The sequence below is a fragment of the Kitasatospora sp. NPDC057692 genome, assembly GCF_042799475.1.
Taxonomy (GTDB): Bacteria; Actinomycetota; Actinomycetes; order Streptomycetales; family Streptomycetaceae; genus Kitasatospora.
In genome coordinates this window covers 123,545-139,367 of record NZ_JBHVIV010000010.1, presented here as the reverse complement: position 1 = coordinate 139,367, position 15,823 = coordinate 123,545, and the positions used below count along the sequence as shown (strand labels likewise).

Sequence of the window (15,823 nt, the reverse complement as noted above, 5' to 3'; positions counted from 1 at the left end):
CGCCACCCGAACCGCCCTGCGGGTGCCACGACGGGAGTCTGAGGACAACCCCGAAAGCGACCCGCGCTCCGGGCAGACCCCGACGGGGAACTCCTCCGGCGGCGGCCTGCACTCCGGCTGCCACTGACGCCGCCGAGCCGAACGCCCCTGTTCGGGCGGGCACCGGGCCGGCCGGCCCCGTGCCACGGCACCCGCCCCCGGTCAGCGGCGAACGGCCGGGAGGGACCCGCCGTACGCACGCAGCAGCTGGTGGGCGTGCAGCCAGCGCCGTTCGGTGCCGAATGGCGCAGCGCGCCGTCGACCGCCGTGCGAGCGGCGGCGGCCCGGGACGCCTCGGGCAGCTCGCTGTCGGCCAAGTCGGCAAGCCGACAACAAGGTTCCAGCCCAGGTCCCCCCGGTCAGCGACGGACGGCCGGAGCGGACCCGCCGTAGGCACGCAGCAACTGGTGCGCGTGCAACCAGCGCAATTCGGTACCGCAGGCCCGCAACGCGATGCCGACCGCATGACGCAGCGCGCCGTCGACCGCCGTACGGGCGGCGGCGGCCCGGGACGCCTCAGGCAGGTCGCTGTCGGCCAGGTCGGCGAGTCGGCGGGAGGGGTTCCAGCCCAGGTCCGCCGCCCTGCCCCGGTCGTCCGCGCCGCCGGTCGGGGCGCACTGGGCGAGGGTGATGCCGGTGGCACCGAGGTGGGTGGCGAGCGGCAGGCCCGCGAGGGCGGCGCTGCGGCGGATGTGGCGCACCAGGTCCTCGGGGAGCCCGAGTTCGGCCGGGGTCGGCCCGGCCGGCCGGGCGACCAGGACACCGGGTGGGACGCGCAGGCCGCCGCCGCCCGCGGCCTCGCCGGTGACCCGCAGCTCGCCGTCGGTGCGGTCCCGGCCGGTCTCCAGACCGAGGACCGGCAGGAACTCGGCGAGCGCGTTCTCCATCGCCGTCTCCACCACCTTCCGCGCCGACTCGGCCGCCTGGCCCGGCTCCGCCGTGGCGGCGGCGCCGGTGAGGCGCGGGGACGGCAGCCAGTCGAGGGCGGCCATGCCTTCGCACCGGTCGCGGTGGTCGGCGGGCCGCGCGGGCCGGATGCGGACGCCGGGCCCCTGGTCGCCGAAGGCGACCGGAAGGCCGGCGAGCAGCACCGCCTCGGTGAGGCGGTCGGCCAGGGCGGGATCGACCCGGCCCGCGGGCGGTCCGGCGTCGGCCGGGGAGGGCGGCTGCCGGTGCGGCGGGAAGCTCACAGTGCGAGCCCTTCTGAGCGGTCCCCGGGTGGTGGGCGCGGGGGACGGGGAGAGGACGGCGTGGGGGGGCGGTCCGGTGGCTACCCGGGCCCGGGTTCCCTCCGGTGCCGGTTCGCGTCGACGCGGGCCTTCTCCGCCTCGACGAGCGGCCGGACCACGTCGTCGACGGACCGGTGGGAGATCTCGGCGAACCCCTGGAGCCAGTCCGCCAGGTCGACGGGCAGGTGGAGGACGACACGACGCCGCGGGGGGAGTTCGGGCACGGGACCTCCTGCGGGCGGCGTGGACGGGCGGGTTACGGCGGGCGGACTGTCGAACTCCCGTTCCCCGGCCGTCGAATCGTCAAACACCCTAGGGCATGGGCGCGATGGGCCGCCCGCGGGCCGCCGACAAGGCACAATCAGCCACTCCGGGCGGCGGACGTCCACGTTCCGGCCGATCGCACCGGCACGGGGTTGACCGCCAAATTGGTCTATGCCACTTTCTGATCGCGCGGCCCGTCACCTCACTCCCCCACCGCCGAACCCGAGGTGAGACCGGGCTCCCCTCCGCCGGTGCCGCGCGCCGACCCCCACGCCAGGAGAGGACCCCCACCCCATGACCGTCCCCACCAGCCGCCGGCGCCCCCGCGTCCGCGCGGTGCTCGCCGCCGCCGTCGCCGCCGCCGGGCTCGGCTCCGGCGTCCTCGGCGCCCTGCCGGCGGCCGCCGCCGGAGAGCCGCTCGCCGTGCAGTACCGCAACGGCGGCAGCGGCACCGCGCAGGCCTCGCCGTGGCTCAAGGTCGTCAACACCGGCTCCACGCCGATCTCCCTGGACCAGGTCAAGCTGCGCTACTACTTCAGGTCCGACTCCCCCTTCGCCGCCTACCGGTTCGCCTGCGACTGGGCCGTCCGCGGCTGCGCCAACGTCACCGGCACCATCGGCACCATCAACGAGTCGGGCGCGGCCGCCGACCGCTACCTGGAGATCGGCTTCACAGGGGGCGCCGGCACGCTGGCCCCCGGGGCGGACAGCGGCGACCTCCAGCTGCGCGTCCACCGCACCGACTGGCAGGTCATGAACCAGGGCGACGACTACTCCTTCGGCGCCGCGCAGAGCGGGTACGCGGACTGGGCCAAGGTCACCGCCACCGTCGCCGGCGTCCAGGTCTGGGGCACCGCCCCCACCAGGCCGCCCGTCCCGGCCGGCCCGGTGCTCTTCGACGACCTCGACTACACCGGCCACGACGACCCGGCGCTCGCCGCCCACGGCTGGAGCGCGCGCTCCGGCGGCGGCGGCCCGGGCGTGGCCGGGGCCACCTGGGCCGCCGAGAACGTCGCCTTCGCCAAGGAGGCCGGCGGGAACTCGGTGATGACCCTGCGGACCTCGACCGCCGGGACCGCCGAGTCCACCCGGCAGAGCGAGTTCCACACCCAGGCGATGAAGTTCCGCAACGGCACCTACGCCGCCCGGGTCCGCTTCGCCGACGCGCCGACGACCGGCCCCGACGGCGACCACCTGGTCCAGAGCTTCTTCGCGATCAACGACCTCAAGGCCCCGAACGCCGACGACTACGCCGAGTACGACTTCGAGTACCTGCCCAACGGCGGCTGGGGCGAGACCGCGAACATCTTCTACACCACCTCGTGGGAGACCTACGGCCCCGAGGGCAACGACAACCGGTACACCGTCTCGCGGAACTCCTTCGCCGGCTGGCACGACCTCGTCCTGACCATCGACGACACCGGCATCGTGTACTACGTCGACGGGGTCGAGTTCGCCCGCCACGAGACCCGCTACCTCCCCGAGCGGCCGATGGTGATCGCCTTCAACCAGTGGCTCACCGACCTCGCCGGCCTGACCGGCACCGAGGCGCGCACCTACGAGGAGCAGGTGGACTACGTGCTGCACGTCAAGGACCGGGTGCTGACCCCCGCCCAGGTCGGCGCGGCGGTCGCCGCCTACCGCGCCGCCGGGACGTCCTTCACGGACACCGTCCCCGCCTCCTGATCCCGGTTCGCCGCGGCCCTGCCCCCGTCCGTACCCGGCCGCCCCGTCGCGCGGCCGGGAGCGGCCGGGCACGGCCGGGCGGCCGGACCGGCGTGTGCGAAGCGCGGCGGGGGCGCGCGGTGCTTCGTGCACGACGCCCGGCCGGGCCGCGCTACGGCGGACAGGTGGCGCCGCGGGCGGCCGGGGCCGTCAGCGGACGGCCGGTGGAACGGGAAAAGCGCAGGTGGCGGGCCCGGACCCGCAAGTCACGCCGGCAAACCCGCGCACAGGAGCCCGGCGGCCACCTCCCGCACCACGGGGCGCCCCCGTCCCACCCTTGGCCCCGGCCCCGGCGATCCGCACGATCTCAGGTGTCCGGCGCCCACCGCCCACCGTGCGGCGCAGCAATGGGTAGTGGCCCCCATTGATCCCCGTACCGTTCCGGCGGTCCGCTGGACACCGGCCCGCAATCGCACATTCCCCCACCCGTCACAGTCAGCAAGGCCAGGTGAACGGCATGCACGACGACCCCCACGAACCGGTGCACCGGGCGGCCCGGCGGTCCGCGATGTACCTGCGGTGCCGTCCGTACGACCCGCAGGAGGCCGACTACGTGCGCTCCGCCATGGAACACCTCGCGCACCGCCTCGCGCTGCCGTACCCGGACGTGTACGCCGACCACGGCCTGAGCACCCGCGGCCCGCTGCCGGCGCTGGCGAGCCTGCTCACGGCCGCCGAGCGCGGCTGGCTGGACGTGGTGCTGGTGCCCGGGCCGTTCGTGTTCTCGCTCGACGACGGTGCGGCGGCCGGCGTCGTCCGGCGCCTCGCCTGGGCGGGCTGCCAGGTCGTCGAGGCGCCGGGCCGGGTCGTCCGGCCGACCGGCCCGCTGCGGGAGGTTCCCGTCCCCCGGCAGCTCGTCGGCCCGGCGGCGCACCCCGACGGCGGTCAGGTGGCGTACCTGGCCGGATAGGCCCCGCCCCTGGCCCCGGCCCCGACCCCCGATGCCCGGCCCCGGCCCCCCTCCTCGGCCCGCGCCCGCCTCGCCCCCGCCGGACGCGGGCGGGACGGGCGCGGGCATCATGGGGACATGCCCGCTCACACGTCCTCCGCCCCCGGCCTCACGTGGCCCCGATGAACCGTCCGCCGCACCGGACGCCGGCCCCGGACGCGCCCGCGGGGCGCGACGCCGTGGATCAGGGCCCCGACGGCCACGGCTTCGTGGGCCGGGGCCGGGAACTCGCCCGGCTGGCCGAGGCGCTGGACCGGCCGCCCGCCGTGCTGCTCGTCGAGGGCGAGGCCGGCGTCGGCAAGTCGCGACTGGTCGCCGAGGCGGTGCGGACGCCGGGCGGGACGGCCCCCGGAGCCCCCGGGCGCACCGTGCTCCTCGGCCGCTGCCACCCGCTGCGCGAGCCGGAGCCGTTCGGGCCGGTGGCGGACGCCCTGCGGGACGCCGCCGCGCTGCTGCCCCCGCCCGACGCGCTGCCGCCCAGCACGGGGGCGCTGCGCGGGCTGCTGCCGGACCTCGCCGACCGGCTGCCCGCCGCGCCTCCGGACGGCGGGGAGCTGCTGTCCGCCCGGCGGCTGGCGGCCCAGGGGGTGCGGGCGCTGCTGGCGGCGCTCGACGACCCGGTGCTGGTGGTCGAGGACGTGCAGTGGGCCGACGACGCGACCCTCGACCTGCTGCTCCGGCTGGCCCGCGACCTGCCGCCCCGGCTCGCCCTGGTTCTCACCTACCGGCCCGAGGACCTTCCGCCCGGCGCCCCGTCGCCCGCGGCCGCCTACCGGAGCGCGCCCGCCGGGCCCGGTGCCGGCGTCGGCCTGGTGCGGCTGGGCCCGCTGGACGCGGCGGAGACGGCGGAGCTGGCCCGCAGCGTGCTCGGTGCGGTGGCCACCCCCGAGGTCGCCCGGGTCCTGTTCGAGCGCACCCGGGGCCTGCCGCTGGCCGTCGAGGAGGACCTGCGCGCCCTCGCGGAGCGCCCGCGGCCCCGCCGGGCGGCCGACCTCGCGACCGGGCTGGCGGAGGCCGAGGTCCCGCGCGCCGTGGCCGACGCCGCGACCGGGCGGCTCGTCCGGCTGGGCCCGGACGGCACGGCGGTCGTCGCCGCGGCGGCCGTGCTCGGGGTGCCCGCCGACGAGGACCTGCTCACCGCCGTCGCCGGGCTGGACGTCGGGGCGGGCGCGGACGGCCTGGCCGAGGCGCTGCACGCGGCCGTCCTGGAGGAGACCTCGCCCGACCGGTACGCCTTCCGGTACCCCGCCGTCCGGCAGGTCGCCCACCGGCGGATCGCCGGGCCCCGTCGCCGGGTGCTGCACCGGCGGGCCGTCGCCGCGCTGGAGACCCGCGAGCCCCGACCGCTCGCCCGGATCGCCGAGCACACCCTGGCGATGGGCGAGCGCGCGGCCTGGCAGGACCTCGCCCAGGCCGCCGCCGACCAGGCCGTCGCGCTCGGCGACCCGGGCGGCGCCCGCCGGATGCTGCGCAGCCTGCTGGACGAGCCCGACCTCGACCCGCCGCGGCGCGGCCGGGCCGCCCTGGCGCTGGCCCGCCTGGCGGCCGACGACGTCGACCCCGCGGCCAGCGTGCAGGTGCTCAGCGGCATGGTCGCCGATCCCCGGCTGCCGGTCGCCGACCGCGGCGAGATCCGGCTCGCGCTGGGCCTCCTGACGGCGGTGCACAGCGGCAACCGGGCCGGGTTCGGCCGGATCCGGGAGTCCCTGGACGAGCTGGAGGAGCGTCCCGTCCGGGCGGCCCGGGCCATGGTGGCGATCGCCATGGACGAGCGCGACGGCGCGGGCCGCCACGCCTGGGAGTGGCTCGCCCGGGCGGACCGGCTGCTGGCGGACCATCCGGACGAGGACGTGGCCGCCGCGGTGCGGGCCACCTCGCTGACCTTCCAGGCCCGGGCCGGCGATCCGGAGGTCTGGGGGCGGCTGGACGAGCTGCCGCGCGCCTCCGAGAGTCCCGAGGTGATGCGGCAGACCACCCGGGCGCTGTACAACACCGGCGAGATCGCCATCGAGCTGGGCTACGACACCCGGGCCGCGCACCTGCTGACGGAGAGTCGGAGGCTGGCCAAGCTGACGGGCATTCCGTACCTGGAGTGCTACAGCCGGCTGGCGCTGATCCGGCTGGACATGCTGGCCGGGCGCTGGGACGGGGTGGAGCAGCGGTTCGCCGCGCTGGGCGCGGAGTTCGACGACCTGGCGATGGCCGGGGCCGAACGCTCGCTGCTGTTCGGGCGGCTCGCGGCGGGTCGGGGCCGGCTGGCCCTGGCCCGGGAGGAGTTCGAGATCGCCGCCCGGTTCGGGCAGCGCGAGTCGCAGGTGACCGTCGCGCTGCGGGCCGCCGCCGGGCTCGGGGGCCTGCAGCTGCTGGAGGGCGACACCGCCGGGGCCGCCGCGACGGTCGGCCCCGCGCTGGCCACCACGCGGCAGGCCGAGGCCTGGGCGCGCACCGCCGAGCTGCTGCCGGTCGCGGTGGAGACGCTGCTGGCGACGGGCGGGCGGGCCGAGGCCGGCGCCGTCACCGAGGAGGCCGCCGGGGCGATCGCCGACCGGGACGCGCCCGCCGTGTCGGCCGCACTGGACCAGGCCCGGGGCCTGCTGCTGGCGGCGGACGGCGAGCCCTGCGCGGTGGAGGCGTTCGCCCGGGCCCGGGCCGGCTGGCAGGACATCGGGCGCCCGTACGAGGCGGCGCGCGCCGACGAGCGGATCGCCGCCGCGCTGGCCGCCGTCGACCGGACCCGGGCGGCGGAGCGGATGGCGGCCGCCGAGCGGGTCTACCTCGGCCTGGGGGCGACCACCGACACCGCCCGGTGCCGGAAGCTGCGCCGGGACCTCGACCTCGGCGGGATCGGCTCGCCCGGGCGCCGGGGCTACGGCAAGCAGCTGTCGCCGCGCGAGCGGCAGGTGGCGGAGCTGCTCGCGCAGGGCACCGCCAACCAGGACATCGCCCAGGCGCTCTTCCTCTCGCCGCGCACGGTGGAGCATCATGTGGCGAACGTGCTGCACAAGCTGGGCACCAGCCGGGCCGGGACGGCGCAGGCGCTGGCCCGGGCCGACGCCGAGGAGGCGGCGGACGGCGGACCCGGCTGATCCGGCCGGTCCGGCGGGCCGCTCCCGCGGGGCGCCCGGGCGATCCGGACGCGGGCCCGCAGGGTTCCCGGGCAGCGATGGGTAGTCACCCGCATTGTTCCGGCCCGGTCGGACCGGTTCCCTGGTGGTCATTGGCGAGCGAGCGGGGCAGCCGCTCACCGACCAGGAGGGATCCCCGGAGATGAGAGCACGTCACCACGCGCCGAGCGCGATCGCCGTCCCGGCGACGGACGGACCGGCCCCGGCCGGAGCCACGGTCCGAATCTCCCCGTCCCCCCGCAAGGCCGGGAACCATCCGCTCGCCCTGGTCCGGCTGGCCCGGCTGAGCCGCTCCGGTCCCGTGCACTGGGCGCACTGAGCAGCGCCGGTCCCCGGCCCGGCCGCGTGCGGGCGGCAGCGGCCGGGGACCGGCGGATCACGGAAGGACGGAGGCCCCGCCCGGGCAGCGGGCAGGGCCTCCGCCGTGCCGGGGGCCGGCTGGATCAGCAGCCGACCGGCACGGTGATGGTGGCGGTGGCGGGCGGCCAGCCCCACGCGGTGGTCTCCAGCGACGCCGTGACGTTCGAGCCGCACGGCGCGGTGGCGGTGATCCGGCCCACGGCGGTGGCGGACCGGTCGATGAGGACGGTGGGCGTGATGGTGCCGAGGACGGCGCCGCCGACCACCGAGGCGGTCATCCGGTAGGGCACCGTCCGGGCGGTCCAGCCGAGGCTGCCGGGCGAGGACTGCCCGTAGAAGGTGACCTGGTCGCCGCTGACGGTGGCGCAGATCTCGTTGACCACCACGCCCCGGTAGCCGGTGACGCAGAGGCCCGGGCCGGCCGGGGACTGGAGCGCGGCGGCGGAGGCGGCGCCCGGGGCCGCGGTGCCGCTGGCGGCGGTACCGGTGGCGGCGGTGGCACCGGTCGTACCCGCGACGGTCAGGGCGGCACTGGTGGCGAGGATGGCGAGGAGCCGGTTCATCGGGTGATTCCCGTTCATGGGTAGGGACGGCAGCGTGAAGCCATGTGACATTTCACGCTTCACACCTCACATGCTGGCATCGATTGAGGCGGAATTCCTAATTCCACCCTGCCTTTTGAAGCCTGACGCTGATTCACGCCTTCTGATGACCGAATCCCATCGCATGACCGCCCTTCATGGCACTCCGATTGCTTCGTGTGAACACTTGGTTGCGACCGTTGCCCGGGCCGGGCGCCGCCGCGCAGGATGAACGGGCCCGGCCGCGTGGGCCAACGCGCGGCGGACGGGCGGCCGACAGGAGGCGATCGTCGTCGTGTCCGTGCAGCAATTCCACCTCGCCGTCCACCCGCCCGGGGCCGACGGACCCGGCACCGGCACCCCGCTGGAACGGCTCACCCGGCTCGCCCGGACCGCCGAGCGGGGCGGGTTCGACTTCCTCCTCCTCCCCGAGGGCCCGCCGCCCGGGCCCGAGGCGCTCACCGCCCTCGGCGCCCTGTCCGCCGCCACCACCCGGCTGGGGCTGGCCGCCGGCCTCGGCCCGGCCGCCCACCAGCCCTACGAGCTGGCCCGGCGGCTGGCCTCGCTCGACCACCTGAGCGCCGGCCGCGCTGCCTGGAGCGTGGCGGTCGGCCCGGACGCCGCGCGGGAGGCCGCCGCCGACGGCGCGCTCCGCCACGGCGGCCTCCCGCCGGACGCCGACCGGCACCTCCACGCCGCCGAATTCCTGCGCGCCGCCCGGACCCTGTGGGACAGCTGGGCGGAGGACGACGTCCCGGCCGACCCGGCCGGCGGGGTGTTCGTCCGGCCCGGCGCGGGCGCGTTCGCCCACCGCGGGGACCACTTCGACCTCGACGGCCGGTTCACCACACCGCGCGCTCCGCAGGGCCACCCGGTCGTGGTGCGGACCGTCGCCTCCCCGCAGGACCTCGCTCCGGCGGCCGCCGACGCCGACGTGGTGCTCGTCCCCTACACCGGACTCGCCGAGGCCCGGGCACTGCGCCAGGACCTCGCCGACCGGCTCGCCGACCACGGCCGCTCCCCCGGGGACCTCCGGGTCCTCGCCACCGTCGCGTACGCGCTGGAGGACACCCCGGGCGCCACGGGCCTCCCCGTACCCCAGCTCGTCGGCACACCGCGCCGGATCGCCGACGCGCTGACCGCGTACGTACGCGGCGGCGGCTCGGACGGCTTCCTGCTCACCCCGCACCCGGCCGAGGACCCGCTGGACGCGTTCGTCGACCGGGTCGTCCCGCTGCTCCGGGCCGACGGCGTGCACCGCGCCGCGTACACCGGCACCACCCTCCGCGACCACCTCGGGCTCGCCCAGGCCCGCCGACCGAGCCGGGAGGCCTCCGCATGACCCGCCCCGCCACGCCCAGCCCCGCCCGCGGGCTGCCGCCGCTGCACCTGGCCGTCGCCCTGGACGGCGCCGGCTGGCACCCGGCCGCCTGGCGCACCGAGGGCGCCCGCCCCGGCGAGCTGTTCACCGCCGGGTACTGGGCCGGACTGGTGACGGAGGCCGAGCACGGCCTGCTCGACCTGGTCACCTTCGAGGACGCCCTCGCCCTCCAGTCCGTGAGCCTGCGCGGACCCGACGACCGCACCGACCAGGTGCGCGGCCGGCTGGACGCCGTCCTGATCGCCAGCCGGGTCGCACCGCTGACCTCCCGGATCGGGCTGGTCCCCACCACCAACGTCACCCACACCGAACCGCTCCACCTGTCCGCGGCCCTCGCCACCCTCGACCACGCCGCCCACGGCCGGGCCGGCTGGCGCCCGCAGATCTCCGCCCGCTCCGACGACGCCGCCCACTTCGGGCGCCGCGCCCCGGCGGCGCTCGGCGAGGGCGACCTCGCCTCCCCCGAGCGGATCTCCGGCCGCCTCGCCCCGCTCTTCGAGGACGCCGCCGAGGTGCTGGCCGCCGTCGGCCGGCGCTGGGACGGCCGGCAGCCCGCCCTCCCGGTCACCGTCCTCGCCCACGCCCGCATCCCCTACGAACTCGCGGCCAAGGGCGGCGACGTCGTCTTCGTCACCCCGCACTCCCCCGACGGCGTGGCGGCCGTCCTCACCGAGGTCGCGGCCGCCGCCACCGCCGTCGCCCGCCCCGCCGAACGCCCCCTCAAGGTCTTCGCCGACCTCCTGGTCCTCCTGGACGACCGCCCCGGCGAGGCCGCCCGCCACAAGGACCGCCTCGACGAGCTGGCCGGAGCCCCGCTCGCCTCCGACGCCGAGATCTTCGCCGGCACCCCCGCCGAACTCGCCGACCTCCTGCTCGCCTGGCGCGCCACCGAAGCGGCCGGCCTGCGCCTGGACGGATTCCGCCTCCGCCCCGCCCGCCTCCCCCAGGACCTCCTGGCGATCACCCGCTCCCTCGTCCCCGAACTCCAGCGCCGCGACGCCTTCCGCACCGCCTACCGGACCGCCACCCTCCACGGCCACCTCGACCTCCCCGCCCCGCCCACCGCACGGACCTGAGCCGCCGCCGGAGGAGCGGCACCGAACCGGTTGAGTCCGGCACCCGCCGACGGGCACACTACTGATCGGGCGGGGCGTGCGACGGAGGGTCGGGCCCGCCGGAACGTCAGGGGGACGGATGTCGGAGATCGGGCTCGCCGCGGCGATCGAGGAGCTGCGGCAGGAGCTGTACCAGGCACAGGACGCGGGCGCCCAGGAGCAGTTCGCCTTCGAAGTGGAGGAGGCGCAGCTGGAACTCCTGCTGGAGCTGCGCTCCGACGTACGGCCGGAGGGGAAGCTGTCGTTCGGCGTCGCCACCGTCGGCGTCGGCGGGACGTCGGCCACGGCGCGGACCCACAAGCTGGTACTGAAGCTGAAGGTCAGGGACCGAGCGCTCGGCCCCGACCGGAACGCCACCGTCAGTGCCGACGGAGACGCCGGCTCCGTCGGGTGGTGACGGACGCCTGGTCCCCGCACACGCGCAGGCTGGCCGACGTCCGGGCCGGCCACGCCGCGACACGGCGCCCGTCCTCGCTGGGGTCGGGCTACCTCGTCGCCCCCTCCCTGGTGCTGACCTGCCGGCACGTGGTCGTCGACCGGGCGGGCGGCGGTCCGTTCACGAGGATCGTCGTACGCGTCGGCCACCCGCGCGGGCCCGTCGAGCAGCGCGCCGCGACCGTGCTCTGGACGCCGGGCGAGGGCGATGACGTCGCCCTGCTGCGGCTGGCGGAGCCGGTCGACGTGCCGGGGATCGTGCGCTGGGGCGAGCCCCGCGGCGGGCGGCCGCTGGACTACGAGGGCCTCGGGTTCCCCGCGCACGCCCCTCCGCCGGCGGAGGGAGAGCGCGGTGTCGACCAGCTGAGGGGGGTCCTTCCGCTGCTCGGCACCGGTCCGGGGTGGAGCGAGGTGCTGGACCAGGACGTCGCGGTCCGCCGCCGGTCCGGGGCGCCGCGCGAGTGGGGCGGGGTGTCGGGCGCCGCGGTGTTCTGCCGGGGGCTGCTGGTGGGCGTGGTGTTCTGCGACGACCACGAGCACGAGAACCGCCGGCTGTACGCGCTGCCGGCCAGCACGTTCACCGCGCGCGCCGGGTTCGCGGATCTCCTGGAGCGGCACACCGGCCGCGCACCGGTCCTGGAACCCGTCGTCGGCGGCCCCGCCGTCCCGGAGTCCGGCCACCTCCTCGTCGTGCGGGAGTTCGCGGCGGAGGGCTTCCGCGGCCGGGAGCGGGAACTGGCCCGGATGCGGACGTTCGGCACGGCTCCCGAGGGGGCCGAACCGGGGTACTGGCGCTGGCAGGCACCGGCCTGGACCGGCAAGACCGCCCTCATGGCGCAGTTCGTCCTCGACCCCCCGCCGGGCGCGGACGTGCTGTCGTTCTTCGTGACCACGACCGACCCGGAGCGCTCAGAGCGCGGCGGCTTCCTGCGGAGCATGGGCGACCAGCTGCGCGAGTACCTAGGCGACGCCGAACTCGAATGCGACTCCCGGGCGCGCTTCCTCAAGGCCCTGGAACGCGCGGCGGAGCGCGCCGTGCACCAGGGGCGCCGGCTCGTCCTGGTCGTGGACGGCCTGGACGAGGACGCCGGGGTCACCAGCGGGACGAGCGGCCACAGCATCTCCGGGCTCCTGCCGGCCCGCCCCTACACCGGCCTGCGGATCCTGGTGACCGCGCGCCCCGATCCCCCGGTGCCCAGCGACGTGCCCGACACGCACCCGCTGCGCGACACCGCGATCAGTCACCGCCTGGAGCCCTCACCGGCGGCCCAGGTCGTGCGGCAGGAGATGGAGCGCGGTCTGTCGGCCCTGATGGACGGCCGGAAGGACGGCGACGGCGAGCAGCTGGGACAGGACATCGCCAGGCTGCTCGCCACCGCGGGCGGCGGCCTCAGCGCCCGCGATCTCGCCGCCCTGACGGGGGCCGAGGAGCGCGACGTGCAGCGGGTGCTCGGGGGCTCGGCCGGCCGCTCCTTCCGCAGGCGCCCGCCCCGGTACCCCGCGAACCCCTCACCGGCGCAGGCCCCGTACCACTTCGCCCACAGCCGGCTCCAGGAGGGCGCACTCGCCCGGCTGTCCACCGGGGAACGTGCGGAGTGCCGCCGGCGGGTGCACGAGTTCGTCGCGGACTGGCGGACGAAGGGCTGGCCCGCCGGGACGCCCGAGTACGCCCTGACCGGATACCCGCACCTGCTGCGCGCGCTCGGCGACACCGACCGCCTGGGCGAGCTGGCCGCCGACCGGGCGCGCCACGAGCGGCTCTGGCACGCGACGGGCTCGGACACGGCGGCGCTCGCGGAGATCGACGACACCTTCCGGCTGCTGCTCGACGCCGAACGCCACGACCTCGCGCTGGCGGTGCGGCTGGCGTACCACCGTGACCTGATCCACCGCCGATCGGTCGACGTCCCCGAGCGACTGGTCGCCCTCTGGGCCTCGCTGGGGCAGGCCGACCGGGCCGTCGCCCTCGCGAAGGCGCATCCCGATCCGGAGCAGCGGATCCGCCGGCTGCTGGCGGTCGCGGAAGCCCTGCTGGAGGAGCACGACCCCGCGGCCCGCGAGGTGGCGCTCGACGCCGCCGCCCGAGCGGCGACGATCACCGTGTCCAGCGCGAAGGACCAGGTGGGCCTCCTGGTCCGTACGGCCGGACTCCTGGCCCGGGTGGGCGAGGGGGACGTGGTCGGCCTGCTGCGCCGCGCCGTCGGCATCGCGGAGACCATCACCCGGCCCGACCTGCAGTCCCGGGACTTCGCCGTCCTGCACGACTCCCCGCTGCCCCAGTTCGACGCGCTGGCCGAGACGGTCACGCTCCTGGTACGGGCACGGGACGCGTGCGGCGCCGACCCGTTCCGCACGGAACTGGCGGCCCGGGCGGAGGTGCTGGCGGAGACGGCGGCGCGCATCACCCGTACGCTGCACCCCTCCTTCAAGCCCGGCCATCTGGCCCGTGCCGCATCCCTCCTGGCGCGGGCCGGGCGGCCGGAGCGGGCCGTCGAGCTGGCCGACGCCGCGCTCGCCCGCGTCCCGCGGGACCCGGGGCCGTGCGCCGATCACCTGGCGCTGGTCGCCGGGGTCCTGGCGCTCGCCGGGGAGCCGGAGCGGGCGGAGGGGCTGTGCCGGACGGCCGCCGACCTCGCCCTCGGCGTCACCGACGCCGTCCGGCGGCCCGAGCACCTCCTGCTGGTGGCGGAGGCGTGGCTGGAGCTCGCCGAGGCTTCCCGGACCCCGCGCGGGCGCGCCGGACGGGAACAGCGGCGGCAGGCCTCGCTGCTCGCGCTGGAGGCCGCCGCCGTCGTCCTGGACGAGCGACCGGGACAGCAGACGGACGTCCTGGCGCTCGTCTGCGACGTCCTGACCCGGTCGGGCCGCGCCTGGGCGGCGACCCGGGTCGCCCGGGCCATGGCCGCGTCCGCGACGAAGGCCCGGGTACTGCTGACCGCGGGCCATGCGCTGGCCGGCTCCGGGGAGCCCCGCCTCACCGCCGCTCTGGCCGGGGAGGCCGCCGGGATCGTCCGCTCCCTCGCCCCCACCGCGGACACCGTCGCATCGCTGGCCGAGGTCGGCCGGCTGTTCGCCCGCGCCGGGGAGCCGCGCCGCGCCGCCGAGGTGGCGGCGGAGGCCCGCGGCCTGGCCCGGAGCCTCACCGACACCCGGCCCTCGGACCTCACCCTCTACCGCCTCGTCACGAGCCTGTGCGAGGCGGGCCTGCTGCCGCACGCCGCCCCACTGGCCCGAGCCCTCGATGATCCCGCCTCGCGGTCCACCGCCCTGGCCCTCGCGGCCGACGCCCACGCACAGGCCGGGGACCTGGCCACCGCGGTCGTCCTGACGGCCGAGGCCGCCAGGACGACGGAGGGACCCGCCGCCGGCGCGGCCTCCTTCACCTTCTTCGACGCGCGGCTCGACGCCCTCGCCAACGTCGCCCGGGCGCTCGCGCGATCGGGGGACCCGGAGCACGCCGTCGCACTCGCCGGGGAGGTGCTCGGCTCGGTCGACCCGGAGTTCGGGCGCCCGCCCGAGGCCCTGGTCGGCGTCGTCGAGGCTCTCGCCGAGGCGGGGAGGACGGACGAGGCACTCGACCTCGCGGCGGCGCTGCCCCGATCGGAGGCCAGGGCGGACGCCCTGGCACGCGCGGCCGCGGTGCTGGGCAGGCTGGACCACCCCCTCGCCCACCGCCTGGCCACCCAGGCCGCCTTCGTCGTCTTCGACGACATCGACCCGTTGGGCCAGGCCCTCGCCCTCGGCCGAGTCGTCCGGTCGCTGGTCGGCCCGCAGGAGCAGCACGACGGATCCTGCCATCTGGCGCACGCCGCCATCGACGTCGGGCTGACCCTCACCGGGCCCTGGACGGACCCCCGACTGATCGCCGAGGTCTGCGAGGCCCTCGTGCGAGCGGGCGACACCCGGCACGCGGTGGAGCTCGCCGTCGACTACGCCGAAGCCGCGGAGGACGAGACCGATCCCGGGAACCACGCCGCCGCCCTGGCGCACGCGGCACACATCCTCGCCCTCGCCGGGGAGGCCCGGTCGGCGAGGGAGTGGGCGACGCGGGCGAGGGCGGCGGCCCGCACGCTCCGCCACGTCAGTGAGCAGGCCGACGTCCTCTTCACCGTCGTCACCGCCCTCGTCGAGGCGGACAGGCCGGTCCGGGCCGCCACCCTCGCCGCGGGCATTCCGGACCTGGACCTGAGGTCCATCGCCCTGGCCCGCGCGAGCCGCGCCCTGCTCGACAAGGGGGACCTGCGGCAGGCCGTCCAGGCCGCCCGGGACATCCGGGATCCCGACGCCCGGGTCACGGCCCTGGTCCGCCTCGCCGGCACCCTGGCCGACACCGGCCGGCACGAGCTGTGCCGCACCCACCTCTCCGAGGCCGCCGAGCACGCCAGGACCGTCACCGACCACCGCCGGCGGGACAGGCTGCTCGCCGACATCGCGGGTGCCTGCCCGGACGAGCGCACCGCACACGCCCTGCTGACCGAGGTGCTCAGCTCGGGCGCCTGGGACACCGCGCTGCCGGCCATGGCACGGGTCGCGCCCGAGGGCCTGACCACCGCGGCCGTCCTGCTGGCCGAACCGCGCTCACCCGCCGACCGCCACGCCACCCGCCCGTCCTGACCGCGG

Annotated in this window: 11 protein-coding genes; 8 read left to right on the top strand and 3 right to left on the bottom strand. The window is 77.4% G+C overall.

Going from position 1 to position 15,823, the window contains the following annotated elements; all coding sequences use genetic code 11:
* Positions 1-398 precede the first annotated feature (398 nt).
* Positions 399-1,229 (bottom strand): hypothetical protein, encoded by an 831-nt coding sequence (locus tag ACFVFS_RS09060; RefSeq protein WP_380621750.1) that lies wholly within the window; start codon positions 1,227-1,229, stop codon positions 399-401.
* Positions 1,230-1,309: 80 nt separating this feature from the next.
* Positions 1,310-1,492 carry a hypothetical protein gene (locus ACFVFS_RS09055; RefSeq protein ID WP_380621748.1) on the bottom strand — a complete coding sequence of 61 codons (183 nt, stop codon included), beginning with the start codon at positions 1,490-1,492 and terminating at the stop codon, positions 1,310-1,312.
* Positions 1,493-1,826: 334 nt separating this feature from the next.
* Here ACFVFS_RS09055 and ACFVFS_RS09050 point away from each other — a divergent pair, with 334 nt between their 5' ends.
* The 4 genes from ACFVFS_RS09050 to ACFVFS_RS09035 all read left to right on the top strand — a co-directional run bounded on the left by ACFVFS_RS09050 (position 1,827) and on the right by ACFVFS_RS09035 (position 7,650).
* Positions 1,827-3,218, top strand: a complete 1,392-nt coding sequence (locus tag ACFVFS_RS09050) for a cellulose binding domain-containing protein (RefSeq protein ID WP_380621746.1) — start codon at positions 1,827-1,829, stop codon at positions 3,216-3,218.
* Between the two features lie 496 nt (positions 3,219-3,714).
* Positions 3,715-4,167 carry a hypothetical protein gene (locus tag ACFVFS_RS09045; protein WP_380621744.1) on the top strand — a complete coding sequence of 151 codons (453 nt, stop codon included), beginning with the start codon at positions 3,715-3,717 and terminating at the stop codon, positions 4,165-4,167.
* Between the two features lie 161 nt (positions 4,168-4,328).
* Positions 4,329-7,292 (top strand): AAA family ATPase, encoded by a 2,964-nt coding sequence (locus tag ACFVFS_RS09040; RefSeq protein ID WP_380621742.1) that lies wholly within the window; start codon positions 4,329-4,331, stop codon positions 7,290-7,292.
* A 181-nt stretch (positions 7,293-7,473) separates the two neighbouring features.
* Positions 7,474-7,650, top strand: coding sequence for a hypothetical protein (locus ACFVFS_RS09035; RefSeq protein ID WP_380621740.1), 177 nt, complete (start codon positions 7,474-7,476; stop codon positions 7,648-7,650).
* A gap of 124 nt (positions 7,651-7,774) precedes the next feature.
* Here the strand turns inward: ACFVFS_RS09035 and ACFVFS_RS09030 are convergent, their stop codons facing one another.
* Entirely contained in the window at positions 7,775-8,272 is a 498-nt protein-coding gene (locus ACFVFS_RS09030) for a hypothetical protein (protein ID WP_380621738.1), read from the bottom strand.
* Positions 8,273-8,567: 295 nt separating this feature from the next.
* Between ACFVFS_RS09030 and ACFVFS_RS09025 the strand changes: the two genes are divergently transcribed.
* From ACFVFS_RS09025 to ACFVFS_RS09010, 4 genes are all read left to right on the top strand, one after another.
* Positions 8,568-9,614, top strand: coding sequence for an LLM class flavin-dependent oxidoreductase (locus ACFVFS_RS09025; RefSeq protein WP_380621737.1), 1,047 nt, complete (start codon positions 8,568-8,570; stop codon positions 9,612-9,614).
* On the top strand, positions 9,611-10,729 hold the full coding sequence (locus ACFVFS_RS09020; protein WP_380621736.1) for an LLM class flavin-dependent oxidoreductase: 1,119 nt from the start codon (positions 9,611-9,613) through the stop codon (positions 10,727-10,729). Before ACFVFS_RS09025 ends, ACFVFS_RS09020 begins: the two co-directional genes overlap by 4 nt.
* A gap of 118 nt (positions 10,730-10,847) precedes the next feature.
* Positions 10,848-11,165, top strand: coding sequence for a trypco2 family protein (locus tag ACFVFS_RS09015; protein WP_380621735.1), 318 nt, complete (start codon positions 10,848-10,850; stop codon positions 11,163-11,165).
* The gene (locus tag ACFVFS_RS09010; RefSeq protein ID WP_380621734.1) at positions 11,162-15,817 is read left to right on the top strand and encodes a hypothetical protein; all 4,656 of its coding nucleotides are present in this window, start codon (positions 11,162-11,164) and stop codon (positions 15,815-15,817) included. Before ACFVFS_RS09015 ends, ACFVFS_RS09010 begins: the two co-directional genes overlap by 4 nt.
* Positions 15,818-15,823: the final 6 nt, after the last annotated feature.

Bases quoted from the DNA above. Each gene is read 5' to 3' on its own strand.
- ACFVFS_RS09050 (WP_380621746.1), top strand. From the start codon at position 1,827: ATGACCGTCCCCACCAGCCGCCGGCGCCCCCGCGTCCGCGCGGTGCTC.
- ACFVFS_RS09045 (WP_380621744.1), top strand. From the start codon at position 3,715: ATGCACGACGACCCCCACGAACCGGTGCACCGGGCGGCCCGGCGGTCC.
- ACFVFS_RS09040 (WP_380621742.1), top strand. From the start codon at position 4,329: ATGAACCGTCCGCCGCACCGGACGCCGGCCCCGGACGCGCCCGCGGGG.
- ACFVFS_RS09035 (WP_380621740.1), top strand. From the start codon at position 7,474: ATGAGAGCACGTCACCACGCGCCGAGCGCGATCGCCGTCCCGGCGACG.
- ACFVFS_RS09030 (WP_380621738.1), bottom strand. From the start codon at position 8,272: ATGAACGGGAATCACCCGATGAACCGGCTCCTCGCCATCCTCGCCACC.
- ACFVFS_RS09020 (WP_380621736.1), top strand. From the start codon at position 9,611: ATGACCCGCCCCGCCACGCCCAGCCCCGCCCGCGGGCTGCCGCCGCTG.
- ACFVFS_RS09015 (WP_380621735.1), top strand. From the start codon at position 10,848: ATGTCGGAGATCGGGCTCGCCGCGGCGATCGAGGAGCTGCGGCAGGAG.